The organism is Hohaiivirga grylli, assembly GCF_039655745.1.
Taxonomy (GTDB): Bacteria; Pseudomonadota; Alphaproteobacteria; order Rhizobiales; family Beijerinckiaceae; genus Hohaiivirga; species Hohaiivirga grylli.
On the sequence record NZ_JBBYXI010000002.1, the window covers coordinates 439,279 to 462,047 of the forward strand.

At 46.7% G+C, this 22,769-nt stretch carries 24 protein-coding genes and 3 tRNA genes; 15 read left to right on the forward strand and 12 right to left on the reverse strand.

Annotated features, from left to right (window positions below; genetic code table 11):
• Positions 1 to 154 precede the first annotated feature (154 nt).
• Positions 155 to 230, forward strand: a tRNA-Glu gene (locus WJT86_RS06390).
• Between the two features lie 133 nt (positions 231 to 363).
• Here WJT86_RS06390 and WJT86_RS06395 read toward each other — a convergent pair.
• Positions 364 to 936 (reverse strand): hypothetical protein, encoded by a 573-nt coding sequence (locus tag WJT86_RS06395; RefSeq protein WP_346336693.1) that lies wholly within the window; start codon positions 934 to 936, stop codon positions 364 to 366.
• Positions 937 to 1,325: 389 nt separating this feature from the next.
• Between WJT86_RS06395 and WJT86_RS06400 the strand changes: the two genes are divergently transcribed.
• Positions 1,326 to 2,105 carry a BRO-N domain-containing protein gene (locus WJT86_RS06400; protein ID WP_346336694.1) on the forward strand — a complete coding sequence of 260 codons (780 nt, stop codon included), beginning with the start codon at positions 1,326 to 1,328 and terminating at the stop codon, positions 2,103 to 2,105.
• 611 nt (positions 2,106 to 2,716) lie between these two features.
• Here WJT86_RS06400 and WJT86_RS06405 read toward each other — a convergent pair.
• The 3 genes from WJT86_RS06405 to WJT86_RS06415 all read right to left on the reverse strand — a co-directional run bounded on the left by WJT86_RS06405 (position 2,717) and on the right by WJT86_RS06415 (position 5,366).
• Positions 2,717 to 2,926, reverse strand: coding sequence for a hypothetical protein (locus WJT86_RS06405; RefSeq protein ID WP_346336696.1), 210 nt, complete (start codon positions 2,924 to 2,926; stop codon positions 2,717 to 2,719).
• A gap of 110 nt (positions 2,927 to 3,036) precedes the next feature.
• Positions 3,037 to 3,837, reverse strand: a complete 801-nt coding sequence (locus WJT86_RS06410; RefSeq protein ID WP_346336697.1) for an alpha/beta fold hydrolase — start codon at positions 3,835 to 3,837, stop codon at positions 3,037 to 3,039.
• Between the two features lie 38 nt (positions 3,838 to 3,875).
• A complete protein-coding gene (locus WJT86_RS06415) occupies positions 3,876 to 5,366 on the reverse strand; it encodes a flavin-containing monooxygenase (protein ID WP_346336698.1) in 1,491 nt (496 codons plus the stop codon).
• A gap of 285 nt (positions 5,367 to 5,651) precedes the next feature.
• On the opposite strand from WJT86_RS06415, the gene WJT86_RS06420 reads away from it, so the two are divergent.
• From WJT86_RS06420 to WJT86_RS06430, 3 genes are all read left to right on the forward strand, one after another.
• A complete protein-coding gene (locus WJT86_RS06420) occupies positions 5,652 to 6,914 on the forward strand; it encodes a Y-family DNA polymerase (RefSeq protein WP_346336699.1) in 1,263 nt (420 codons plus the stop codon).
• Position 6,915: 1 nt separating this feature from the next.
• A complete protein-coding gene (locus WJT86_RS06425; protein ID WP_346336700.1) occupies positions 6,916 to 7,167 on the forward strand; it encodes a hypothetical protein in 252 nt (83 codons plus the stop codon).
• Between the two features lie 308 nt (positions 7,168 to 7,475).
• On the forward strand, positions 7,476 to 8,135 hold the full coding sequence (locus tag WJT86_RS06430) for an HAD family hydrolase (RefSeq protein ID WP_346336701.1): 660 nt from the start codon (positions 7,476 to 7,478) through the stop codon (positions 8,133 to 8,135).
• Here the strand turns inward: WJT86_RS06430 and WJT86_RS06435 are convergent.
• The gene (locus WJT86_RS06435; RefSeq protein WP_346336703.1) at positions 8,128 to 9,846 is read right to left on the reverse strand and encodes a SulP family inorganic anion transporter; all 1,719 of its coding nucleotides are present in this window, start codon (positions 9,844 to 9,846) and stop codon (positions 8,128 to 8,130) included. The genes WJT86_RS06430 and WJT86_RS06435 overlap by 8 nt on opposite strands.
• A gap of 143 nt (positions 9,847 to 9,989) precedes the next feature.
• Between WJT86_RS06435 and WJT86_RS06440 the strand changes: the two genes are divergently transcribed.
• The gene (locus WJT86_RS06440; RefSeq protein WP_346336704.1) at positions 9,990 to 10,853 is read left to right on the forward strand and encodes an aldose 1-epimerase family protein; all 864 of its coding nucleotides are present in this window, start codon (positions 9,990 to 9,992) and stop codon (positions 10,851 to 10,853) included.
• Between the two features lie 25 nt (positions 10,854 to 10,878).
• Here WJT86_RS06440 and WJT86_RS06445 read toward each other — a convergent pair whose 3' ends face one another.
• Together WJT86_RS06445 and WJT86_RS06450 are read right to left on the reverse strand one after the other, a co-directional pair.
• Positions 10,879 to 11,655 (reverse strand): hypothetical protein, encoded by a 777-nt coding sequence (locus WJT86_RS06445; RefSeq protein WP_346336706.1) that lies wholly within the window; start codon positions 11,653 to 11,655, stop codon positions 10,879 to 10,881.
• 12 nt (positions 11,656 to 11,667) lie between these two features.
• Entirely contained in the window at positions 11,668 to 12,690 is a 1,023-nt protein-coding gene (locus WJT86_RS06450; RefSeq protein ID WP_346336708.1) for a heparan-alpha-glucosaminide N-acetyltransferase, read from the reverse strand.
• A 247-nt stretch (positions 12,691 to 12,937) separates the two neighbouring features.
• Between WJT86_RS06450 and WJT86_RS06455 the strand changes: the two genes are divergently transcribed.
• The 6 genes from WJT86_RS06455 to WJT86_RS06480 all read left to right on the forward strand — a co-directional run bounded on the left by WJT86_RS06455 (position 12,938) and on the right by WJT86_RS06480 (position 15,268).
• Positions 12,938 to 13,564, forward strand: coding sequence for a cold-shock protein (locus tag WJT86_RS06455; protein ID WP_346336709.1), 627 nt, complete (start codon positions 12,938 to 12,940; stop codon positions 13,562 to 13,564).
• Positions 13,565 to 13,647: 83 nt separating this feature from the next.
• Complete coding sequence (locus tag WJT86_RS06460; protein ID WP_346336710.1) at positions 13,648 to 14,145, forward strand: DUF192 domain-containing protein; 498 nt, start codon at positions 13,648 to 13,650, stop codon at positions 14,143 to 14,145.
• Between the two features lie 79 nt (positions 14,146 to 14,224).
• Positions 14,225 to 14,301, forward strand: a tRNA-Pro gene (locus WJT86_RS06465).
• A 97-nt stretch (positions 14,302 to 14,398) separates the two neighbouring features.
• Positions 14,399 to 14,704: an ETC complex I subunit gene (locus tag WJT86_RS06470; RefSeq protein ID WP_346336711.1), complete on the forward strand. Its 306-nt coding sequence runs from the start codon at positions 14,399 to 14,401 to the stop codon at positions 14,702 to 14,704.
• A gap of 19 nt (positions 14,705 to 14,723) precedes the next feature.
• Positions 14,724 to 14,800, forward strand: a tRNA-Arg gene (locus tag WJT86_RS06475).
• 87 nt (positions 14,801 to 14,887) lie between these two features.
• Positions 14,888 to 15,268, forward strand: coding sequence for a DUF1090 domain-containing protein (locus WJT86_RS06480; protein ID WP_346336713.1), 381 nt, complete (start codon positions 14,888 to 14,890; stop codon positions 15,266 to 15,268).
• Between the two features lie 75 nt (positions 15,269 to 15,343).
• Here WJT86_RS06480 and WJT86_RS06485 read toward each other — a convergent pair whose 3' ends face one another.
• On the reverse strand, positions 15,344 to 15,553 hold the full coding sequence (locus tag WJT86_RS06485) for a cold-shock protein (RefSeq protein WP_346336714.1): 210 nt from the start codon (positions 15,551 to 15,553) through the stop codon (positions 15,344 to 15,346).
• A gap of 314 nt (positions 15,554 to 15,867) precedes the next feature.
• Between WJT86_RS06485 and WJT86_RS06490 the strand changes: the two genes are divergently transcribed.
• Positions 15,868 to 16,152, forward strand: coding sequence for a hypothetical protein (locus tag WJT86_RS06490; protein ID WP_346336715.1), 285 nt, complete (start codon positions 15,868 to 15,870; stop codon positions 16,150 to 16,152).
• A gap of 45 nt (positions 16,153 to 16,197) precedes the next feature.
• On the opposite strand, the gene WJT86_RS06495 is transcribed toward WJT86_RS06490, so the two are convergent.
• The 4 genes from WJT86_RS06495 to WJT86_RS06510 all read right to left on the reverse strand — a co-directional run bounded on the left by WJT86_RS06495 (position 16,198) and on the right by WJT86_RS06510 (position 19,523).
• A complete protein-coding gene (locus tag WJT86_RS06495; protein ID WP_346336716.1) occupies positions 16,198 to 16,884 on the reverse strand; it encodes an amino acid ABC transporter permease in 687 nt (228 codons plus the stop codon).
• Position 16,885: 1 nt separating this feature from the next.
• Positions 16,886 to 17,602 carry an amino acid ABC transporter permease gene (locus WJT86_RS06500; RefSeq protein WP_346336717.1) on the reverse strand — a complete coding sequence of 239 codons (717 nt, stop codon included), beginning with the start codon at positions 17,600 to 17,602 and terminating at the stop codon, positions 16,886 to 16,888.
• A gap of 76 nt (positions 17,603 to 17,678) precedes the next feature.
• Positions 17,679 to 18,482, reverse strand: coding sequence for an ABC transporter substrate-binding protein (locus tag WJT86_RS06505; protein ID WP_346336718.1), 804 nt, complete (start codon positions 18,480 to 18,482; stop codon positions 17,679 to 17,681).
• 135 nt (positions 18,483 to 18,617) lie between these two features.
• Positions 18,618 to 19,523 (reverse strand): LysR family transcriptional regulator, encoded by a 906-nt coding sequence (locus WJT86_RS06510; RefSeq protein ID WP_346336719.1) that lies wholly within the window; start codon positions 19,521 to 19,523, stop codon positions 18,618 to 18,620.
• Between the two features lie 192 nt (positions 19,524 to 19,715).
• Here WJT86_RS06510 and WJT86_RS06515 point away from each other — a divergent pair, with 192 nt between their 5' ends.
• Positions 19,716 to 20,810 (forward strand): cytochrome-c peroxidase, encoded by a 1,095-nt coding sequence (locus tag WJT86_RS06515; protein ID WP_346336720.1) that lies wholly within the window; start codon positions 19,716 to 19,718, stop codon positions 20,808 to 20,810.
• A 219-nt stretch (positions 20,811 to 21,029) separates the two neighbouring features.
• Positions 21,030 to 22,751 (forward strand): ArnT family glycosyltransferase, encoded by a 1,722-nt coding sequence (locus WJT86_RS06520; protein WP_346336721.1) that lies wholly within the window; start codon positions 21,030 to 21,032, stop codon positions 22,749 to 22,751.
• Positions 22,752 to 22,769: the final 18 nt, after the last annotated feature.

The window sequence follows — 22,769 nt, forward strand, 5'->3', positions numbered from 1 at the left end:
CTGCGAGGCCTGAAAGCGTAGCTATATCTTAACCATGCCGGGATGATCTTCAAAAAGAGCCTGTGTGTGACGAAAAAAAATGCATCAGATGGGTTGCCCCGGGAGAAGAACCCCATTATACAGCGCCAATCCGCAGCGCTTAGCGCGGATCCGCGCGCCCTTCGTCTAGCGGTCTAGGACGCTGCCCTTTCACGGCAGAAACACGGGTTCGAGTCCCGTAGGGCGCGCCATTTTTATTTTCAGCCTTTAAAATTGTTTTGCAGTCTTTTAGTGAACTAGTCAGTTTTAAGATGCATACCCTATGATAAATAGTAAGCTAATAGCGTGAAACTTTAATAACGCGATTAAAAATATAAATACTAATTAGAACGGTAGGTCGTCATCTAAATCATTGAAACGACTTTTAGTTTCTTGACTCTGCGTAGTTTGCGGAGGCCATGTTGGCGGTCTAAGTCCAGCCTCAGAAATAGCTCTTAGCATTTCCATTCCAGCTTCAAAGTAATCTTTAGATTTAGTCTCGTCCCACAACTTTATAAACTCATCAATTCTAGGCCATAATATTTCGATATAATGAGGGATGAAGATAGAAAATGTATTGTCTTTGTAAAAGAAAACATGATGAATTTTTGTGAACTGTAGACGTTTCTCTTCTTCATAAGTAGGGAAAAGTTCGTTTTCTTGGTAAATTTTTAAACTGCGTATGCCTTCGTTTACATCCCAGTAATCTTTCCAGTTTTCAGAGTAATCATTCCGTGAAAAAGGGCTTTTTTTGTGAATCACTGTACGTTCAGCTGCATCAGCTAAGGCTCTTTCTATAACCATGGTTATAGTTTGCCCTTTAAGGCGAGCCATGAAATCAAGCATAAATCGATTTTTGGTGTCCAGGCGGATGGTTAGGGTTTCGCCTTTTGGGGGTCTTTTTCTCTCAATAGCCATTACACTTCCTTTTTGCACTAATAAATAAATACATGAAATGAAAAATGATTGCAACTGAAGGTTGACAAAATATCATAGTGAATTTATATTTGTACTTGTCTTTAAATACAAAAAAGACTTGGTACTATAGTAGAGGTTAAATAATAAGGTTAAACTTTATGCTGAGCAGCGCACTTGTAGCATCCATAGGATACTACAGGTTGAATTTAAAAGATGGGGAATGGGCTTATTGTTGGACTTTATAAGCCACGCATCAAAGATAAGAATCCTTGTAAAAGGCTTCGGTCTGTTACTGATGAAAGAAGCACAGTCTGAAATAGAAAAAGCGGCGGGAGAATTTCGACCCTCACCCGCCGCTTTAAATTATCAATCACATAAGGAATAACGTGATGAATATAAATACACTTAGTACAACTGATACAACTTTACCAGTCCCAACACTTTTTCAAAGTGAACAATTTGGAAATATTAGGGTTGTTGAGCGTAATGGTATGGCATGGTTTGTTGCCAAAGATATTGCGGAACGACTTGGCTATTCCAATCCTCACAAAGCAATTAGCGATCATTGCAAGAATACCTCTCAAGTAGGGGGTAATGGTATACAGTCTCTCGATCCCCGAACAATTCTAATAGGTCAGTCTGATGTTATGCGGTTAGTTACTCGTTCATCTCTTCCTACTGCTGGGCAGTTTAAAGGATGGATATTTAAAGAGGTACTTCCGTCAGTACTCAAAAATAATATGTTGGTCATGCCTCAAACTATTGAAGCGATACTTGCAAATCCTGATACAACAATTCGGATTTTGACCGAATTAAAAAGTGAGCGGGAAAGTAGATTAGACGCAGAACTTACAAAGGCAGAGATCGGCAGCCGCCGAGAAGCAACAGCAATGGCAACCGCCTCTGCTGCCGTTCGTAGAGCAAACCAACTATGTGATGAATTGGGGCAAGGAGCCAAGCAAGCCACAATTACCGCAATCGAGAACATAACAGGGGTGAAATACGATTGGGTACCAATGCGCCGCTGGTGTCGGACAAATAACATTGCCGTTAATAATGTTCTAGATCCTCGATGGGGAACGGTAAAAGCATGGCCTGCTCAAGCATGGAAAGAAGTACATGATGTTGATCTATCTATGATCTTCCCCCCTCCTGCGGGCGAAGCTTAAGATATGAAATCTGCTGTTAGGGATAGATGGTAGGTGACTACCCCAATCTAGAGAATTGGCTAGCTCTGGAACTGAAAAGCCCCATAAGGGGCTTTTCTATTTCAAATATTTTCTAATTTTATAATAAACAGGTCTAATTAGAGCTACTGCAAGAAAGACCATTGAATATATCATCAAACCTAAAATAATAAGCCAAAGGGCTGTTCCTATATGCCATGGCATTGATTTGATTACCCTTCAATTACGACATGAAAGTTATTGTAGCGGACATATATGCAAGAAAGACTGCAGCTTTATCATAATCCTGGGTGAATAAGCGTTTGATACCTTTAAGGATAGGAATGCCCTTATATGTTCCTTGTTTCATAATATGTGCAAGGCTATAAAATGAGCTTATAAGTGCAAGTAAGGCTGCAAGTTTCATCATTTCTCCGCTATCCTTTTGATAGATTTACGGTTTTATCTTAAATTACGTTTCTATTCTAGATAGCCCATTAATATTCGAGAACGAAGAGGTTTGGGGAAAATATTTCCATTTTCGTGATTGGATTATGGCACTTCTTAGTTGAGTAGGAGCCCATGCATCCCTTTTCAACCAACTCTAATAGCCATCAACGCTTCTTCATGATCCCGGCTAGGGTAATCAACAGTCCGATGGCAAACGGAATGTAGAAGGCGTAGATGGCCTCTTCCCGGAAGAAGTCATTGCCACGGCAGGGGGCTGCGGTTGTGGACATGCAGCCCATTGCACTGAACCATGTGAAAAAGAGGAATGTGGCAATACAGATGATGATGCCAAAAATGATAAGGAATGCTTTCATAGCTTGTCCTTAACATATTTTCCCATAGCTGAAATAGCAGATCAGCCGGTTTCTCGTGATCGGATGTTGAGAAATTTTAGGGCAGCACTATCAGATGTTTTCTGTCTCTCTCATCTAAGGGCCTCAATCAGCTCAACGACCCTCTCAGGTTTCTCCACAAACACCAGATGGCCGGCATCAATCTCCTCGAACCTCGCACCCTTAATTCCTCGCGCCAGTTGTCGGCAATGATGGGGCCGTACCATACGGTCGTCGGTCATGCTGATGACGAGGGTTTCGGCTTTTATGTCGGGGAGGCGGGCACAGATGTCGATGGTTGCGTCTAATGCGGCCTGGCGGTCACTGCCCGGAGACAGGTTTTCTGCATATTGGTTTTGAAGGTTTGCGAGCGTTATCTCGTCAATGGTCTCAAAAAAGGCATCCGAGAGGCCGTTGAGCATGACGAAGTTGGCAAGCTGAGAGCGATTTGTTCGGGCAAGGGTAATCCATGAATCAAACAGCAGGTTCATTCTTATATCGCTTTTAACCCAGCCGCCGATCAGAATGAGACGGCGGATGCGGTCTGGCATTTCTGATGCCACCGCGGCAGCAACAACAGCGCCCAGTGAATAGCCGATAATATCTATCGGCTCATCAGGGGCAAGAGCTGCTGTTGCTTTGACTTGAGCAATCAGCATGTCGAGGGTAATCGCGCCGCCATTATCCTGCGTTTCCCCTGAGCCGATAAAGTCAGGAGCCAGGCATCTTCTGGTTTTGCCAAGCTCGGGGAGAAGAGGGCCCCAGCCCATCAGGGCACTGGAACTGGTACCATGCAGCAAAATGGTTGGCCGCCCGCGACCAGCTTCAAGGATGCTGGTGCTGATACCGTTGGTCTGAACGAGCTGGCGTTTCATAGGTATGGAAACAGTCATGTCGATATCTCCGTCAATAAACACAATGAGGGTTATTTTCAGCGGGCGTAGCTGAAGATGGGGTCATTGAGATCAATTGCGGGGAAGTCGTCTTTATCGAGCCAGTAGTCGTGGGTATGTTGCCATTCCCGCTTGTTTCCCTGTTTCGGGAGCAGATGCATACCGCGGGCGAGATAGCCGGGGTTAAAGTCCTCCGGGTGAATCCACGGCCCAAGTGTCATGCCTTCGTCTTCGGGCCGAAGTTCAGTCGTGACCTTTCTGGCGTTGTTCGCATCCATATGCTTCAGAAGCTTGCAGACGAAATCTCCCACCATGTCAGAGCGGAGTGTCCAGCTGGCACGGAAGTAGCCGAAAACCCAGACCATATTCGGGAGGCCGGTAAACATCATGCCACGGTAGGTGATAGTATCGCCAAAGTTGAGTGGCTCTCCATCAATCGTAAAACTGATGTCTCCAAGAACGGAGAGATTGAAGCCCGTTGCCGTGACAATGATATCAGCATCAAGATGTTTACCTGATTTCAGCTGGATACCGTGTGTGGTGAAGCTATCAATCTCATCCGTTACAACAGAAGCTAGGCCCTCTCTTACGGCCTTGAAGAGATCACCTTCCGGAATAAAGGCAACACGTTGTTGCCATGGGCGATAGCGTGGGGTGAAATGGGTATCAATATCGAAGTCATTCCCCAGATGTTCACGTAGGACGGCCAGAAGGTCACTTTTGACCTTTTCCGGTTCTTCTTTCGTGCGCTGGACGAAAAGGGCCTGATCACGCAGGACTTTACGACGGGTGATTTCATGAACCCAGCTTTCATCAATATCAAGAAGCCGTAGCTCTTCTGCCATGGCATTGGCATTGCGCCCGGTCGTGAACCATGTTGGTGAGCGCTGGAGCATCGTGACATGGGCACATTTCCCGGCAAGGGCAGGGATAAGCGTTGCAGCCGTGGCACCAGAGCCGATGACAACAATCTTCTTGCCCGCAGTCTCCAAATCTTCTGGCCATGTCTGGGGATGGATGATCTGGCCTTTAAATGAAGACATGCTTTGCCATTGCGGGGTGTAGCCCTCTGCATGCTGATAATAGCCTTGGCACATCCAGAGGAAATGTGTTTTGAAGCGGAGAGACTGGCCTGTATCACTTCTTCTGGCTGTTATGGTCCAGAGGTTTTCCTCGCTGGACCATGAGGCGCTTTCAACGGTGTGCTGGTAGCGGATGTGGGGCTGTAACCCGTCATCATCAATTACGGATTTCATATAGGCGAGAATTTCATCACCGGTTGCGATGGGCGCGCCTGTCCATGGCTTGAAACGATATCCGAAGGTATGAAGGTCGCTGTCTGAGCGCACGCCTGGATATTTATGGGTGAGCCATGTACCGCCAAAACTTTCCTTGGCTTCCAATATGGCAAAGCTCTTGTCGGGGCATTGTTCCTGAAGGTGGTGGGCGGCGGCAATTCCTGAAATACCGGCACCGATAATCAGAACATCATAATACTCGGTAGGCGTATCCGTTGTATTCTTGTCCATCTGATGTTTCCTTCAAATTATAGATTATTGTTACATGCGTGTTCCTCTTGCTGTTGATGGAATTGAATAGGCAAAAAATGGCGCCAACAATTCTTCTTTGGCGCTAAACATTTCTAGGCATTTTTATTTTTAAGATATTGTTCTGATTGTATTATCTTTGGTCACTGAATTTATTCTCTCCCGCTTTCCAGCGTTGTTATCTGGCAATGAAAAAATCATTCTCGTTGACTCCTGATATATAATTTGTTCACTATATGTTCTAATTAAGAACATGGGACACAGGATATGCGCAAGCCAGAGACGGTGGAGCATCTTTATATTGATTGTGATGGCTTCTTTGCATCCGTTGAGCAGCAGATGCGGCCCCGTTTACGTGAGCGGCCTGTGGGTGTTGTGCCGTTTGGTGATACGGAACGAACGGGGCTGATTGCTGTCTCAAAAGAGGCCAAGATGCTTGGTATAAAAGGCTTCATGTCCATTCGTGAAGCCCGGCGTATCTGCCCGGATATTCAGATTGTTGCACAATCACCAGATCTCTACCGCCGGGCACATAACGCGCTGACCATGCAGATATCGTCCGTGCTACCGATTGATGTCATCAAATCCATCGATGAGCTTTCCTGTCGGCTGGATAGTACGGCCATCCATAATCCGGCTGCTGTTGCCCATGAAGTCAAGAAGGCCGTGTCAGATAATATTGGCCCGTATATTACTTTAACGATGGGTGCAGCAGCTAACAGGCACCTGGCAAAAATTGCCTGCAAACAAGCCAAATGGCATGATGGTGTTTATGGCGATGGTCTTGCTGTCTGGAAGCCGGAGGATATGCCGGGACCTTTGTTACAAATGGATATCAAGGATATCCCCGGTATCGGCCCCAATATGCGACAGCGGCTTTATCATGCCAATATTTACAGCACCGAGAGCCTGTATCGAACTGATCCGAAATTGATGCGCAAGATATGGGGGAACGTGAATGGGGAGCGCCTTTGGTATGCGCTCCACGGCTACGATATTGAAGCTGAGGAGAGCAAACAGGGTATGATCGGCCATAGCCGGGTTCTACCACCTGAAAACCGCAGCCTGCAGGGGTCGCGTGAGGTTGCCCGTTTGTTGGCTGTAAAGGCAGCCCGTCGCTTACGCCGGGCCAATCTTTATGCATCCGGGCTCTGGGTCTGGCTGGCACAGCGCGATAGTAACTGGCGGCATATGGAGCGGATGATGGCCGTCAATGATGATCACTCCATCCTGTTGGCTCTGGAAAGGGCGTGGAGGGTGGCCGCAGCGCAACTGCCGGTCGGGCCGATATTCAATCTTGGGGTGACACTCCTTGATTTCAGTCAGGCAAATGAATGTCAGGAAGACCTTTTCAATACAGATATGGATGAGCGCCGTAAGTGGGAGGCAACAACCCGGGCCATTGATGAGCTTAATCAGCGTTATGGCCAGACCGTGATTTCACTGGGTGAATGGCGTCAGCCATCCGGTGGTTATGCCGGCGGGAAGATATCTTTCTCACGAATACCGGACGCAGAGGATTTTTGGTGAAATGAGCTGGAAACAGAACTTGCAGTTACGGGATCTCGAACCCCGCCAGAAGATAGAATTTACTTGCCGCTCATGTGGCAAGGTTCATTTCAGAACGGCCGAGCAACTGCTGACTGATGAAGATCGTCAGTATCTCTATCTGGATGAACTTGAGAGTAAGGAAACCTGTAACCAGCGGGGATGCCATGGTGAAGTTCGTCTGATGCTGCTTGGTATTGCCCGAATGGGCGGTTTTACCGGCGGGATGGCGTAATAAATAGCGCTCATGTTGCAATAAAAAAAGCGTGGTCAAAGACCACGCTAAGGAGCCGGCCCGTGGGGGCATATAAAAAGGCCGGAGTAAAAACAAAGTAGCTAAAAATACTTAATGCATAGTCAATATGGAGAGAATATGAAAACTTACAAGCTAAAACTGAGCTTTTCACCTATGGTTTTGATTTAAAACAAAAAAACAGGCCTGCTTGGTAGAATAATATTCTGTAGAAGTTGTTTTCATAGAGTGTTATGCCACTTTGGTATAAATTCTGTATATACTGCCTACCACTACGACTGGAATATGAATTGTCCTTGAAAGCACTTTTGTTTGATCTTGACGGTACCCTGGTTGATACTGATCCGGTACATTTAGCTGTCTTTGCTGAAATTCTTGCTCCTCTTGGGCATCATGTTGATGATGCTTTTTTCCGTAAATATATTTCAGGTGGGCGCAACGAGGAGATATTGCCCCGTTTCTTCCCGGAGCTTGATGAAGATGAAATCCGTCGGCGCGGAGATGCGAAGGAAGCACGCTTTCGGGAGCTGGCATCGCAGGTTGCTCCGGTCGAAGGTGTTTATGAAGTTATCGCATGGGCTAGGCAGCAGGGACTGTCGGTCGGGCTTGTGACCAATGCTCCCCGTGAGAACGTTGATTTCGTTCTGCCTGTTCTGAAACTTGAAGATGCTTTTGATATTCAGATATTGGGGTCAGAAATGGAGAAGGGAAAACCTGATCCTGCTCCTTACAAGGCTGCTCTGGAGGCTTTCGCCATAAATGCGGATGAAGCTATTGTCTTTGAAGATTCAAAGACAGGTATCATATCTGCAAAAGGAGCTGGTATTTTTACCTATGGCCTGATGACCACTCATACAGAGACAGAGCTGGTGGACGCGGGTGCTGATATCGCCATTCGTGATTATCGGGATCAACACCTGTGGGTTAGTTTGGAAGAAAAACTTAAATAGCCTGATCGACTTTAACGGATTTATCTGCGGGGATAATCCGTTCTTTTAAAAAGCGTACAGCCTGTTCACTGCTATCAAACATGTAGTCAGGTCCGCCGAGCCTCTCAATGAAACCGGAGCGCTCAAGGGCGCGTCTGAAGTTTCGGTGCCCTCCGGCAATAACCAGTCTGGCACCGACACTTCTCACTTCTTCATCCAGCTCTTCCAGCGCTTCAATCGTGCTGGCATCTGCCTGTGTCATCACAGAGGCATCAAGCACAAACCATTGCATGTTTTGTGCTGTTTTCACCATCATTGAACTACGTCTGAGAAATGTCTCGGCATTAAAAAAGACGATGGAGCCCTCAAACAGATAAATCACGAAACCCGGTATAATCTGCGCCTGAGGATCAAGATGCAGCTTGACGATATCAGAAGAGTCTGGACGACTTCCCAGTAAGGCGTCTCTGGGAGACACGGCAAGGCGCAGGAGGTTGCCCATCGTTGCGATGACGGCAACGATAACCCCGGGCAGAACGCCGAGCCAGATAACGCCAACTGTCGCAATGAGGGCCAGAATAAGCTCTGCCTTACTAATCCGCCACAGAGTTCTGAACTGGCCGATATTGATAAGATCAATAGCAGCAGAAGCAAGTATGGCACCAAGAACAGCCTGAGGGAGATAGGCAAGGGGTTCTGTCAGAAAAATCACAACCAGAGCTATTGTGAGGGCTGAAACAATCGCAACCAGAGGTGAGGAGCCTCCTGCTGCATAATTGACGGCTGTTCGGGAGTCAGCTCCGGTAATTGTGAAGCCCTGAAATAAACCGGCAACAAGGTTTGCCATGCCAAAGCCTTGTAATTCACGATTGGCATCAATGTTGCGTTCAAGTTTATTAGCAAAACTGCGAGCTGTCACAATTCCGCTTGAAAAGCTGATGATGAAAACACCAAGAACGGCACTGATGAAGGTTTCAGGCTGATAGGCAAAAGACGGCAGGCTGAACCATGCCAACCCTCGTGGAACATCACCAAGAGTATCAATGCCAAAGGCCTCAAAGTTAAAGAGCCATGAGATAAGAATGCTGAAGGCAATAATAATAACGGCTGCAGGAATTTGGGGATGCCATTTCTTCATGGCCCGCAATATAGCAAATACGCTCAGACCTGTGAGGAGGGTGGCAATACTGATTGTCTGCAGGTGCTGGAACAGGCCATAGGGAGTTTGAACAATTCCGGTATGCGGAATTGAAACGCCTGTCAGTTTCGGAATCTGGGATAGCATCAGATTAACGGCGACACCTGTCAGATAGCCGGTCAGAATTGGGCGGGACAGGAAGTTGGCGATAAATCCAAGTTTCAGTCGGGAGGCTAGAAAGCAGGCAAACCCAGCCCCGATTGCTAAGGCCGCTGCACCTTGGGCGCGCTGGTCCGGTCCAGATAGCTCCAGAGCAGTTAATGCAGCGGCAATCAGTGTACAGGTTGCTGCATCCGGCCCAACAATCAGGCGTGCTGAAGGGCCGAAGATGGCATAGGCAATAACCGGAAAAATGCTTGCGTACAGACCGGTTGATGGTGCAAGTCCCATGAGAGCCGCATAGGCCAGACCAATGGGAATGGCGACAGTTGCGACGCTCAATCCGGCCAGAACATCACGCATTGCCTGATCAGGTGTCAGTTTTCTCAATGCTGACAGGCCGGGGGCCAGTTGTTTGAGACGAGGCAAGCGCATAAATTAACCGTAGTAACTCTAGGAATGACTATAACAAAAGATGCTAACTCTTATAGTCTGAAATTGTGTTAACGCGATGGGATAAGTGTTGAGAATGTCGTGTAGAAATCAAACAGGTCTTCATTGAGATGTCAGGCCATCAGATGCACAACCCAGATGCCAAGATAGTGGTTCTTACAAATAAAAAGCAAAAACTGGCTCTCAGTCTTCTTGGGGCTGAACCGATTTCATGGCGAGTTGATGATCAGGAATACCTTTGGCAGGCAGATCCTGATATCTGGGATGGCACGGCGCCATTACTTTTTCCTGTTGTCGGTGCCTGTCGAAATGGAAGTATCCTTGTTGAAGTTCGCTCCTATCCAATGCCGCAACATGGTTTTGCTAAAGATATGGAGTTTGTACTCATCCGCAAAACCAATAATCAGGTTCATCTGCGGCTGGGTGATACGGAAGAGAGCAGAAAACACTTTCCCTTTGCATTCCAACTGGATGTGGAAGTTACGCTTCTGGATGAGGGATTTGCATATCAGTGTAAGGTCACCAATACCGATCATAAGGTGTTACCTTATGCTATTGGTTTCCACCCGGGAATAAACTGGCCTGCTGCTATGGGAAAAGTGGTTTTTGAAAAGCCAGAAAGACCAGATATTCCAAAAATTGTTACTGGTGGGTTGTTATCACGTCAAAACCGTAAGCTTGATTTTGATGGAGAAACCCTTTTGCTGGAAGCAGATATTTTCCAGCAAGGGGCCTTGGTGTTCAGGGATGCGAAATCTAAAGACCTGACACTCATAAATAACAATGGTGAAGGCGTAATCTTCTCTGTTTCCGAATGCCGTCATTTGGCTTTGTGGAGTAAGCCTCAGGTTCCATTCCTCTGTCTGGAAGCATGGAGCTCCCATGCTGACTGGGAGGGTTTCTCAGGTGAAATACAAGATAAAGATACAATGGTTATGCTGCCCGCAGGGCAATCAAAACAGCATGGATACTCTTTAAAAATCATATGATTAGGTTAGTTTTCTGATTCAAAAACTAAGCTCGGGCCTGAGATAGGAAGCGAATGGTGTAATTCACTGCATAAACAGTCAATACGGCGCATACGCCCGCTGGTATGACAGCCCATGCACCAATTTTCAGGGCTAATGGTGGCAGTATCAGAAAGCAAAGGTTGAACCCGACAAGACCCGTCAGAAAACCGCGTAGCTGCATTAATACAGCGCTTCTATCGCCATTTGCGAGGGTAAACGCCGGAATAACGGCTGCTGCAACAGGGCCACCTGCAAAGATTCCAGTGAGTGAGGGGCCAAGCAATTGTGATGCAAAACTCAGACCGGCAACAAGAATGAAGCCTGTGAGCATACGGGCAAATAATTCTGAGCGTGGCAGCTTGGAAATATGAGGAGGAGATTGTGGTTTGGGGATGATCCAAATACCAAGAAGAAGGCTGGCAAGTGCAATGAGGGACATTTCCAGAGTATGGGATTGCCCCGTAGAAGCAACGAACAGGGCAACGAGAAGATAGGCTACCCATCCGCAGGCCAGCATACCGTACCAGGGAAAATATAAACTCGCATATGCCATTACCAGCATATAAGCAGAATTCGCCAGAAGACCCGAGGGCGCAGCACGTGCCGTATCAAGGGCATAGTCCATTCCAAGGTCGAGCCAGAGGGCTGCAACAATACAGCCTGCCAGCAAAGGTAATCCGCCTAGTAACCCTGAAACAGCCGGGCCCCATTTTCGGCCGGCAACACTGGCAAGCCAGATGATGAAAGGGCCTCCAAGAAGTTTAATTAGAAAGATCATCATAACACTGGAGGCTCATTGTTCATTATGTTCTTGGCCTGCCTTTTTAGCACAGGCGTTGGCAATTTCAGTAACACGGTTTTGAATCTGAGGCAGCTTTTCAGGGTGCTGTAGAGCCGTTTTGATATCTTCATTTGCCGGATTAAAGAACAGTTCTTTTGTCGTACAGAGGCACATTCTGCGACATGCGCTTATCTCTACATTTGTAGCAATGCAGCTGTCTTCACATTCTTTCTGAAAAACGACAGAGGGTAATTGTTCCTGCTTTGGAGGAAAGACCATCGCTCCCAGTTGTGTTGCCGTAAACAGAATTGGTTGGTGCAGTAAGTAAATAACCAAACTCCAGCGACCTGCTGTAATCAGAAACCTGGCATAGGATGTGCGTTGTACTTCCATACGCATTCCCTTTGGAATACGTCCGATGAGAAGACCGATGAGGACAAATGAAAACCATGGAAAAACAGGGACGTAATCATTTGTAATTGGAAGGGTGTTGCCGAAACCGAGCCATTCAAGCCAGGGCGTATCCCAAAATGATTGCGTAAAAAATTCCGGTAAGACCAGACTGAAAATGATAACGATAAGAATGAGCCATATTGGTGCTTTTAAAAATGGCAAGGCAAGAATACTGCTGACTGCGAGGCAGTGCAGAATTCCAAAGAAAATATAGCTGTCAGGAAAAACAAACCAGGTCACAAGGGTAACCAAAGCTGCGGCAAGAATGAGCTTCAGCAACCTTTTTATAAAGCCCTCAATATTGAAATAGGGGCGGTGGGCTAAAGAGAGGCTGATACCAGATATCATTAGAAAGGAGCCTGCTATGAGGTACCCTATCGTTTCCCAAGCTAGCCCTGTTAACAGGCTCTGGGGAAGAAAGCGGAAATAAGCCAGATTCCATATCGCATGGTACACAACCATGATGAGAATGAAGAACCCGCGTAGAAAATCCACTAATAACCAGCGACCGAAAGAGTGTTTGTTTAAGTATCCATCCACGATGAAAATTTTCCACGATATTTTAGGGGAAAACGAATGCAATATTTTCCCTGATTGCTTGCATTTTTAGGTTCAAAACAAAATCTTACAAAAAACTTTGCGTACCTTATGAAACTGACTCTTAAGAAAGGATTCTACTACACTAATTGGCTTAGGTTTGTAGCTATTATGTATAAAGTCCTTCTTCTTTTGTAGAGGTGGGAATACCAAAAAGTATAAAGTCAGGGTTCCCTCGCGGCTGTTGAGTGCTATTTTATGCCAAGAACAAAGTTGATTCTGCGGTGTAGATATGACTGACAAATTCAGTTCGGAAGTTGAAAATAGCTTTTTAATGCGGGCCGAAGATGGCAAGGGCGGGGATGTTGATACTTCCCATGCTGAGCATGTTGGAGAAGTTGCGCCACAGATAACTCTCGTTACTGGCCGTATTAAATGGTTTGACGTATCTAAAGGGTTTGGCTTCATCGCAGTTGATGATGGCTCTGCAGACGTTCTTTTACATATCTCCTGCCTCCGTCGTGACGGTTATCAGTCCGTCAATGAGGGGGCGCATGTTGTCGTTGAGGCTATACAGGGCAATCGTGGGCTACAGGCTCATAAGATTCTTGAAATGGATGAATCTGTTGCCTTGCACCCGTCTGAACTCCCAATGCCGCGGACGCATGTTATCGTAACACCCTCGAGCGGTTTAGAGATCGCCGTTGTGAAATGGTTCAATCGTCTGCGTGGTTTCGGCTTTCTCAGCCGGGGAGAGGGAACGCCTGATATTTTTGTTCATATGGAAATCTTGCGGCGCTACGGTATTGCAGATGTAAAGCCTGGCGATATTGTGCTTGTTCGTTACGGATTTGGCTCAAAGGGGTGTATGGCTGCCGAGGTTCGTCCATTAGATACGAATTTGCCTCGCTCCCATTGATGCATGGATTATCTCGTTCTTGCAGGGTAGTAGGGCTTCTACTACCCTGTTTTTGTTTATTCTCCCTGAAGGGAAAATGTGTGATGCTGTTTTTACGATCTCGCCTGAGCAGTTTGGCCATTGCGGTCATGTCTGTTGTTTTCATTGCAACAGCATCCAGCCACTTATGCGCGCAGCAGTTAGTTCAGGTGCAGCAGTTTGATCCTTTGACGATTGTAACAGTTAATGGCGAGCGCCATGTGTTCAAGGTTGAAAAGGCCGACACGGATGAAAAGCGCCAGCGTGGCCTGATGTTTCGCAAAGAATTACCAAGCGATCAGGGAATGATCTTCGATTTTGGAGATCCGATACCTGTCGCCATGTGGATGAAGAATACCTATATTCCATTAGATATGATTTTTATCCGTAAAGATGGCTCGATCGCCCGTATTGCAGAAAATACCGAACCGTTATCCACACGGGTCATCGACTCGGGAGAGCCCGTTCTTTCAGTTCTGGAGCTTGCCGGAGGGGTTACTTCCAAGCTTGGGATCAAGGCTGGAGATCGGGTGGAATATCCTATTTTTAAAAAAACACAGTAAAATTTCAAAATATTACGAAAAATATGCCTAGTGCTCTTGCAGAGAGAGAATAGGCATGTTAGCAGCCTTCTCACGGTCACGGGGTGTAGCGCAGTCTGGTAGCGCATCTGCTTTGGGAGCAGAGGGTCGCGGGTTCAAATCCTGCCGCCCCGACCATCCGAGTTTCGCGATGTCCCACAAATCGCTTTTTCTGGTACTTCCCATCATCTGCTCATTAAAAGCGGATTAGGGTCAGACAAGTTGGGTACAGATTATGTTCGCAAGAATTTTCAAACCCTCCAAGGATGCCTCTCAGTCCGGTCTTGCAGGAACCAGAAAATGGGTTCTTCTTTTTGAACCTTCTTCTCCTAAAAGTGCAGATACCCTGATGGGCTGGACAACATCCAGCGATACACGTCAGCAGATCCGCCTGTCCTTTGACACTCAGGAAGAAGCTGTTGCTTATGCACAGAAACAGGGGATTCCTTATCGGGTAGAAAAGTCACATGAAGCCAGGCGCCGTATTGCGACTTACTCCGATAACTTCAAGTTCGATAGGGTTGCTCCCTGGACGCACTAATCCCGTAAATATAATCCAAGGCTCCGTAGCTCAGTTGGATAGAGCAACCGCCTTCTAAGCGGTAGGTCGAAGGTTCGAATCCTTCCGGAGTCGCCATTCTTATTGAAACTTCAATATGCTGATTTTGTCCCTGTTCTTCTGAGAATGGGTTCGAACAACTACAATTTTAAAGTGGGGATACCCGTGAAAAAAACAATTCTTCTTTCTCTTGCCGTTCTTGTTGGCTCCACAGCTGTCGCAGACGCCCGGCCTCTCTCACAAAGCTGTACTATTAAAGAACAGAAGATTATGCGCGAACTCAGATATGCGCGTGAGCATAGAAACCAGCATAGGATCTGGGGGCTTGAGAGAGCTTTGGCAGAGGTGAGAGATCGCTGCACTGATGAAGGGCTGGAAAGAAAATACCGTGAGAATATTGCGGATAAAGAGCGCAAGGTTGAGGAACGTAAGTTTGATTTGCGTGAGGCTGAAGCCGAGGGCGATGCGAAGCAGATCAGAAAGCGCATGAAGAAACTTCGCGAGGCTGAAGAAGAGCTGCGCGAGGCTAGAAAAGAACTGCGCTAATTATTGATACGACAGACAAAAAAATAACCGGCAAGTTCATGCCGGTTATTTTTTTACTGTTGGTTAGAAACCGTATCAGGCCAGCTCAAGCTGATCTGCGGATTCTTTACCTGTGCGCTTATCCTGAGCAACCTGATAGTTGACCTTCTGGCCTTCGTTCAGCTCACGGATACCTGCGCGTTCAACTGCACTGATGTGAACGAAAACGTCCTTGGAACCATCGTCAGGTTGAATGAAGCCGTAGCCTTTTGTTGGGTTGAACCATTTAATTGTGCCGGAACTCATAGTAAATCCTTTGGCGTATAAGTATATAGTCCTCCCATATGGGAGGTAGTTAAGTCGATTTATGGTTGAGTTCAGTCAGGTGGACGGTTCGTCCAAAGGCAGAGCATCTAGCAAATATCGATGACTATAACGTAGGCTAAAAAAAAAATCAGTCAAGTTAATATAAGTCTTCTGATGTAACCTTATGTTTTTTCTGCTTAATTTTATGTGCTGCATATTTCGTCAATGAATGATTGATGAAACCATCATTTATGGACTGTTCATACAGATGGGCGTATCCTTCTTATGAAGTTTGAGATTCAATGGAGTGCGTTATGTGGAAAATTTTGTATATATCCGCTGGGCTAACCATTGCTGCAATGACGAATGTGCAAGCGATGCCAATGGTTCAGGCTGATGTTATTCATGGTGTCAGCCAAACCGCTGTAGCAGTTGAAAAGGCTCAGTACTATCATCCGAGAGACCGTCGTCATTACCGTCATCATCGCCATTACAGACGGTATTATGGGCCACCACCACGTCGCTATTATGGGCCTCCACGTGGTTATTATGGACGTCCGTATTACCCACCTCCACGGCGCTATTATCGCGGCTGGTAAGGGCCTTGGAAACGCAGAGCAATTAGCGGCTCTGCGTTTTTTTATTTAGCGGACTATGAGTCCTGCCCATTTTGTCGTTCTATTTGCCAGCATATCGCAGGCTGTACATAGGATAAAATACACAAGGCCAATAAATAAAAAGACTTCAATGGGATAAACCATAGCGCGGTTATTGACCTGGGTTGCTACGAACGAAAGTTCAGGTACGCCGATAACATAGGCAAGCGATGTATCTTTGATCAAAGATATCCATTGATTGATGAATGAAGGCATCATGCGTGGAAGGGCCTGAGGTAAAATAATCAGGCGCAGAACCTCCCAGCGTTTAAGGCCAAGCGCCAGACCTGCGTCCCATTGCTTGCTGCTGACACTGCGAATACCGGCTGCTACACCATGTCCGAGATAGGCGCCTCCAACCAGAGAAAGAGCAATAACGACAGTGCCTACCTGCGGAGCTGTTATTCCAAATAAAACAGGTAGCAGAAAATAGATCCAGAAAATCAGCATGATAATCGGAATGGCGCGGAAGAAGCCAAGAGCTGTTGCAAGCAAAGCTTCAAATCGCTGGCTCGCCATGACCATTGCAATGCCAAGAATCAAGCCAAGAACAGCAGATGCAATTGCAGAGCTGATACTTAAAATGACGGTCAGGGCCAGTCCACCGACCGGGCCATTCGGCCATGCACCTATGAGTAAATAATCGAGATTATCCCAGATGACAGAGAGATTCATATCAGAAAGCTCCCCGTAACAGGATGTGACGCTTATAGATATGTCGGCCGATTAATTCGAGAATGGCGATTGCCAGAACATAAAGCACCGTAGCAATTCCAAATGCCTGAAATGTCTTAAAGGTGACTGTTTCAACCTGACGTGATGCATAAGAGAGTTCTGCAAGACCAATAGCCATTGTTAATGATGAGTTCTTGAGAGCATTCATATACTGCCCGAGAAGAGGGAAAAGGCTTACACGAATGGCCTGAGGCAGAATGATCAGGAAAAATATCTGACGAGGGGTAAAGCCAAGGGCGGCTGCTGCATGGTGCTGGCCCTGCGGAATAGCCTGAATACCAGAGCGCAGTTCTTCTGAAATAAATGCCGATGTGTAGAACGTGAGTCCAATGAACCCAGCCAGAAATTCAAATGATGGCCAGTAGAGCGTCATAAATCCCAAAGAAAGACTGCGCGGCGTATTCAGCCAGATCATCAGATCAGACGACAGAAGAGATGCGGCCCCAAAGTACCAAAAGAAAAGCTGTACCAGCAGGGGAGTATTGCGGAAGATATCTATATAGGTTCTGGCAAAAGTGCGCAGCAGTTTGCTCTGACTAATGCGGAGACCACAGACCAGTGCTCCGATAACAGATGCAGCAACGCATGAGGTAAGCGACAACAGAACGGTAATGCCGAAACCGCTTAAAAGCCATTCAATATATTCGGGAGCAAGCATATCGACTCTTCAGTCCGAAAAGAAGAATAAGCCGGTTAGACCGGCTTATCGTGTTTAGAAGGAATAAGTATGAGGCTTACTTATCGCCAATTTTGAAAAGTCGTGGGAGAGGGGTTTTGGAATCCGGGCCGAACCATGCATTGTAAATCTTCAATGCACGTCCATCAGCCTCAAGTTCCCGCAAGGTTTCATTGACGAGATCGACCAGAGCCTTTTCTCCCTTTGGAGCGCCGACACCAATGTAATCATCTGAAATGGTGAAAGCTGGAATTTCGTAGTTTTCCTTATCAGGAACATTTGCAAGCAGACCAACCAGTTTTGGTCCATCCTGAGTGATTGCCTGAACATTGCCATTACGCAGTGCCGTAAAAGCAAATGGTGTGTCATCATAAGCGACAATCACTGTCTTTGGATAGAGTTTACGCAGATTGATTTCGTTGGTGGTGCCTTTATCTGCACCAATACGCAGGCTTTCAATCTGATCAGGAGACTTCAAGACACCTTTTTTAGCAAGGAATTGCTGTCCTGATGCAAAATAGGGAATTGAGAAATCAAGCTGCTTTGCCCGTTCTTCCGTAATCGTAAAGTTGGCGAGAACGAGATCAACCTGTCCTGAGACGAGCAGGGGAACACGGTTGGCTGGGTTTGTCGGGCGAATTTCAAGTTTCACGCCAATCTTGTCAGCGATTGCTTTGGCGTAATCAACATCAAGACCAATGATCTGTTTGCTCTGCTGATCAACAAAACCAAATGGTGGGTTGCCATCAAATGCGGCAACGCGCAAAACACCAGCTTTCTTGATGTCATCAAGGCGATCAGCCTGAGCAACACCAGTTAAGACGGCTGAAACAACTAAAACGGCACTAATCAATCTTTTCATGATTGCAAATCCTTGAACGGACAAAGAGGGCTCTCAAAGGAGAGTGAGAGATTAGTGATCAAATAACACGTAATAAAAATTAATCAACAATAAAATTTGTATATTTAAAATATAATACAAAATTTAAATGTTAATTTAGGTGGGTTGTTGACCAATTTTTGCTGGATCATAAGCTAAAATCTGACGGTAGAAATTTTCAGCCGCATTCGATAAAGTTCGGTCTTTTAAACGGATAACATGCGTCTCACGGAAGACCTTCAGATCACTGAAAGGCCGGATAACCATATCCGGATGACGGAACTGGTACAAAGCAAGCTCTGGAATAATGCTGACACCAAGCCCGGCTGCGATTAGCCCCATCATTGTTGTCAGCTGCTCAACCTCGAGAGAATCATAGGTCGTATTCTCTGGAAGAGAGTGGTCAAGGTGCTGACGAATACTGGTGAGCCGAGAAAAATTGAGCACCAGATGCCCGTGAAGCTGGCTGAGAGAAATAATATCAAAGGCAGCAAGCGGATGGTCTTTATGGCAGATGAGATGAAAGGTCTCTGTGAAGAGCTTCACTGAATGAAAAGCATCTCTATCCACCCGCAAGGTTGTCAGGGTAAAATCGGCAATACCATCATCCAGCAGCTGCATACATCTGTCCGACGGAGCATCAATAAGCTCAACGCGGACATTGGGATAGGATTTGCGGAATACAGGCAAAATGCTTGGAAGAAGGGTAACCGCGACAGAAGGAAGAGCAGCTACGCAAACACGACCGTGTTCGCCATGGGCAATTGCTTTAATTTCCTTTTTGGAATCCTCATAGAGCCGGATATTGCGGATTGCGATCCGTTTAAAAGCCTCTCCATCAGGGGTTAGATGAACATTGCGTGTGTCTCTGTCAAAAAGCCGGAACCCGATTTCTGTTTCCAGCCCATTGATTAAAGCACTGAATGCGGGTTGAGAGAGAAAAACGCTACTTGCGGCACGCGTAAAGTTTCTAAGCTCTGCCAGAGCCATGAATGCTCGCAGGTGACGTATTGTTATATTCATAATTTCTCTCTTAAGTTCTTAAAACTTAATGTCATTATTCTGTCGTATCTTGATCTGTTCCAATGCGGACCCACACACTGGATAAGATTAGTCTTGTAGCTACTGATAGCGGCAAAAAATTGATACGTATCAAGGAGCTCCTTTAATTCAGCCATACTATAGAGCAAGCCTTGTTTAAAATGGAGTGGGCAGATGAAATTATTGGGTAAGTTACTAGTATCTGCGGCTTTCCTTGCCATCACTGTGCCAGCTGTTGCAACACAGACAGATAGTGAACTCAGGAAAGAAGCCGCAGAATTTTTTGAAGTTATCCCATCTGTCATACCAGCTATAAAGGATAATGCGATTACGCATGCCAAAATTGAGCTTGGTAAAAAACTGTTTTTTGAGCCACGTTTGTCAAAGAGTGGTTTTATCTCCTGTAACAGCTGCCATAACGTTGGCATGGGCGGTGGTGATAATCTGGAGACTTCTGTCGGGCATGGTTGGCAGACTGGCCCTCGTAATGCACCGACGGTTTTAAATGCGGTCTTCAATACAGCTCAGTTCTGGGATGGCCGTGCGGCTGATCTGAAAGAACAGGCAAAGGGCCCGATACAGGCTGGCGTTGAAATGGCCAGTACACCAGAGCGCGTTATTGCTACCCTGAAAAGCATGCCGCGTTATGTTGAAGATTTTAAAGTTGCCTTCCCGGGGGAAGAGGATCCTGTAACCTTTGATAATGTTGCCAAGGCAATTGAGGCCTTTGAAGCCACACTGGTGACACCTGCTGCCCGGTTTGACCAGTTCCTTGAAGGCAATGATAAAATTCTGACTACTGAAGAAAAACAAGGTCTTTCCCTGTTTATGGAAAAGGGATGTACGACCTGCCATAACGGGGTGAACTTTGGTGGTAATGGGTACTTCCCATTCGGTATGGTTGAGAAGCCTGATGCCAGTATTCTTCCAGAGAATGATCCAGGCCGTTACACTGTGACGAAGACAGAAGATGAAAAATATGTCTTCCGTGCATCTCCTTTGCGTAACGTTGCTCTGACAGCACCATACTTCCACAGTGGTAAGGTTTGGGAACTTGAAAGTGCCGTTCGTGTTATGGGTACGGCTCAGCTTGGTGTAACCCTTGAAGATAATGAGGTTAAGGCTATTACGGCATTCCTCAAGACTTTGACAGGTGAGCAGCCACGCATTGAATACCCGATCCTTCCAATCAGTACGGCAACAACACCAAAGCCGGAGCTGATGATTCCACCACCTCCGGCTCCTGAAAAGGCACCGGCTAAGAAGTAATTTCGTAAAGTCCAGAATATATTGGCCGCCCTTGTTAAGGGGCGGCCTTTATCATTTTGCAAATAAAGACATAAAGCTATCCGGGACAAAGTGCATTTTATCTGTTTGATGATTTGACATTTGAGCAGCGATAAAAGAGTAAACTCAGACGGTAAAACATGTTATCTGCCGTATCTTGAGTGAAGCATACGCAGCTGGCCTGCGCAGAGTAAGACACGAATGGCAAATCTAACTCCATTTTCTCATATTGGTGATGCTGGCGATCAGGGCTGGGTTGAGCGCTTCCTGTCATGGGTTGAGCGTGGGCATGGCTATGCCTGTGCCGCTTTGGTTGCCTTGTGTCTTATGTGCTTTCTGCCTGGTTTCTCTTCTCTGCAACCCATGGATCGTGACGAGCCGCGTTTTGCACAAGCGACGAAGCAGATGCTTGAGACCGGTGATCTTGTCGATATCCGTTTTCAGGATGAGGCACGCCACAAGAAACCAGTTGGTATTTACTGGATACAGGCATCTGTTGTTGCAGCTGCAGAGGCACTTGGTGTCCCTGAAGCCAAAACGACAATAGCACTCTATCGCCTTCCTTCGTTATTGGGGGCGATAGGTGGTGTACTGTTGAGCTATTGGGCTGCACTCGCTTTCTTAAGCAGGCGCGGAGCTTTTCTGGCGGCCTCCCTTGTTGCGGCTAGTATTATTCTGATGGTTGAATCAAAGCTGGCGAAGACTGATGCAACGCTGCTTGCCTGTTCCATGGCTGTTATGGGAGGCTTGGCAAGAGCCTATCTCGGGCAGGGAAGTGTTAAACTGCCTGTTCGAACCTGTGTTGTTTTCTGGCTCGGCATGGCGATTGGTATTCTTGTGAAGGGGCCAATGGTCGTGATGTTTGCAGGCCTTACATCCGTCTGCCTGATTTTTAAGGATCGCTCGGCATATTGGTTGCGCAGTCTCCGCTTCGGATGGGGGCTTCTGGCAACACTCATTATTGTTCTGCCCTGGTTTATCGCTATAGCCATCAAAAGCCACGGAGAGTTCTTTCAGGCTTCTGTTGGTCAGGATATGCTGGCTAAAGTTGCCAAAGGGCAGGAGGTTCATGGCGCTCCTCCCGGATTTTACATTATTGCTTTCTTTGCAACATTCTGGCCGGGTGCAATACTGGCGGCCATTGCCGTGCCTTTTGCGTGGACGAACAGACATATTCGTGAAGTTGCCTTCTGTCTGGCCTGGATTGTGCCCTCATGGATTATTTTTGAGGCTGTTCCAACCAAGCTGCCGCACTATGTTATGCCGCTGTATCCGGCTATTGCCATTGTTGTGATGCTTGCAGTCAGTGATAAGTTTATTGGCCCGAACAGGCCATTGGCGAGACTCGCTTCGTGGGTTGTCCCGCTTATTCCTCTGGTTCTGGCCGTAGGGCTTCTTTTTGCATCAATATCTTTCGATAAGACGATTGCCTATAGCGGTTTTGCGGTGACGTTATTTGCCGCCGCTATGGCTTTTGTGTCTCGAAACATCTTTGTTCAGGGGCGGGTTGTCGGGAGTATTCTGACATCACTTCTTGCATCTGTTCTTGTTGCTGTTGGTGTCTTTGGGTTTTTCCAGCATGACCTGCAGTCTCTCAAGATTTCGCCGCGACTGGCGGAGGCTGCAAAAGAGGCAAAATGTCCTACGCCTGTTATCGGTACACTCGGTTATCGTGAGCCTAGTCTGGTATTCCTCACGGGGACAGATCTGAATATGCTTGATGGTGCTCAGGATGCCGCAGACTTTATGAAGAAGGGTGGTTGTCGCGTTGTTTTCGTTGATAATCGCTACAATGAAGCCTTTCGTATGCTCACGGAAGAGCAGGGTATCAAGTTACGGAGACAGGTTCTTGTCTCCGGTTTCAACATCAATGGTGGGAAGAGAATAGATATATTCGTTTACGAAACCGCATATAACGAATAAGCAGATAATCTCCTCAGT

Coding starts and splice junctions, on each gene's coding strand:
- WJT86_RS06505 (WP_346336718.1), bottom strand. CDS start 18,482: ATGAAAAGATTGATTAGTGCCGTTTTAGTTGTTTCAGCCGTCTTAACT.
- WJT86_RS06445 (WP_346336706.1), bottom strand. CDS start 11,655: ATGATGATCTTTCTAATTAAACTTCTTGGAGGCCCTTTCATCATCTGG.
- WJT86_RS06485 (WP_346336714.1), bottom strand. CDS start 15,553: ATGAGTTCCGGCACAATTAAATGGTTCAACCCAACAAAAGGCTACGGC.
- WJT86_RS06500 (WP_346336717.1), bottom strand. CDS start 17,602: ATGCTTGCTCCCGAATATATTGAATGGCTTTTAAGCGGTTTCGGCATT.
- WJT86_RS06455 (WP_346336709.1), top strand. CDS start 12,938: ATGACTGACAAATTCAGTTCGGAAGTTGAAAATAGCTTTTTAATGCGG.
- WJT86_RS06415 (WP_346336698.1), bottom strand. CDS start 5,366: ATGGACAAGAATACAACGGATACGCCTACCGAGTATTATGATGTTCTG.
- WJT86_RS06435 (WP_346336703.1), bottom strand. CDS start 9,846: ATGCGCTTGCCTCGTCTCAAACAACTGGCCCCCGGCCTGTCAGCATTG.
- WJT86_RS06460 (WP_346336710.1), top strand. CDS start 13,648: ATGCTGTTTTTACGATCTCGCCTGAGCAGTTTGGCCATTGCGGTCATG.
- WJT86_RS06510 (WP_346336719.1), bottom strand. CDS start 19,523: ATGAATATAACAATACGTCACCTGCGAGCATTCATGGCTCTGGCAGAG.
- WJT86_RS06520 (WP_346336721.1), top strand. CDS start 21,030: ATGGCAAATCTAACTCCATTTTCTCATATTGGTGATGCTGGCGATCAG.
- WJT86_RS06490 (WP_346336715.1), top strand. CDS start 15,868: ATGTGGAAAATTTTGTATATATCCGCTGGGCTAACCATTGCTGCAATG.
- WJT86_RS06495 (WP_346336716.1), bottom strand. CDS start 16,884: ATGAATCTCTCTGTCATCTGGGATAATCTCGATTATTTACTCATAGGT.
- WJT86_RS06515 (WP_346336720.1), top strand. CDS start 19,716: ATGAAATTATTGGGTAAGTTACTAGTATCTGCGGCTTTCCTTGCCATC.
- WJT86_RS06400 (WP_346336694.1), top strand. CDS start 1,326: ATGAATATAAATACACTTAGTACAACTGATACAACTTTACCAGTCCCA.
- WJT86_RS06410 (WP_346336697.1), bottom strand. CDS start 3,837: ATGACTGTTTCCATACCTATGAAACGCCAGCTCGTTCAGACCAACGGT.
- WJT86_RS06395 (WP_346336693.1), bottom strand. CDS start 936: ATGGCTATTGAGAGAAAAAGACCCCCAAAAGGCGAAACCCTAACCATC.
- WJT86_RS06470 (WP_346336711.1), top strand. CDS start 14,399: ATGTTCGCAAGAATTTTCAAACCCTCCAAGGATGCCTCTCAGTCCGGT.
- WJT86_RS06440 (WP_346336704.1), top strand. CDS start 9,990: ATGCACAACCCAGATGCCAAGATAGTGGTTCTTACAAATAAAAAGCAA.
- WJT86_RS06405 (WP_346336696.1), bottom strand. CDS start 2,926: ATGAAAGCATTCCTTATCATTTTTGGCATCATCATCTGTATTGCCACA.
- WJT86_RS06425 (WP_346336700.1), top strand. CDS start 6,916: ATGAGCTGGAAACAGAACTTGCAGTTACGGGATCTCGAACCCCGCCAG.
- WJT86_RS06420 (WP_346336699.1), top strand. CDS start 5,652: ATGCGCAAGCCAGAGACGGTGGAGCATCTTTATATTGATTGTGATGGC.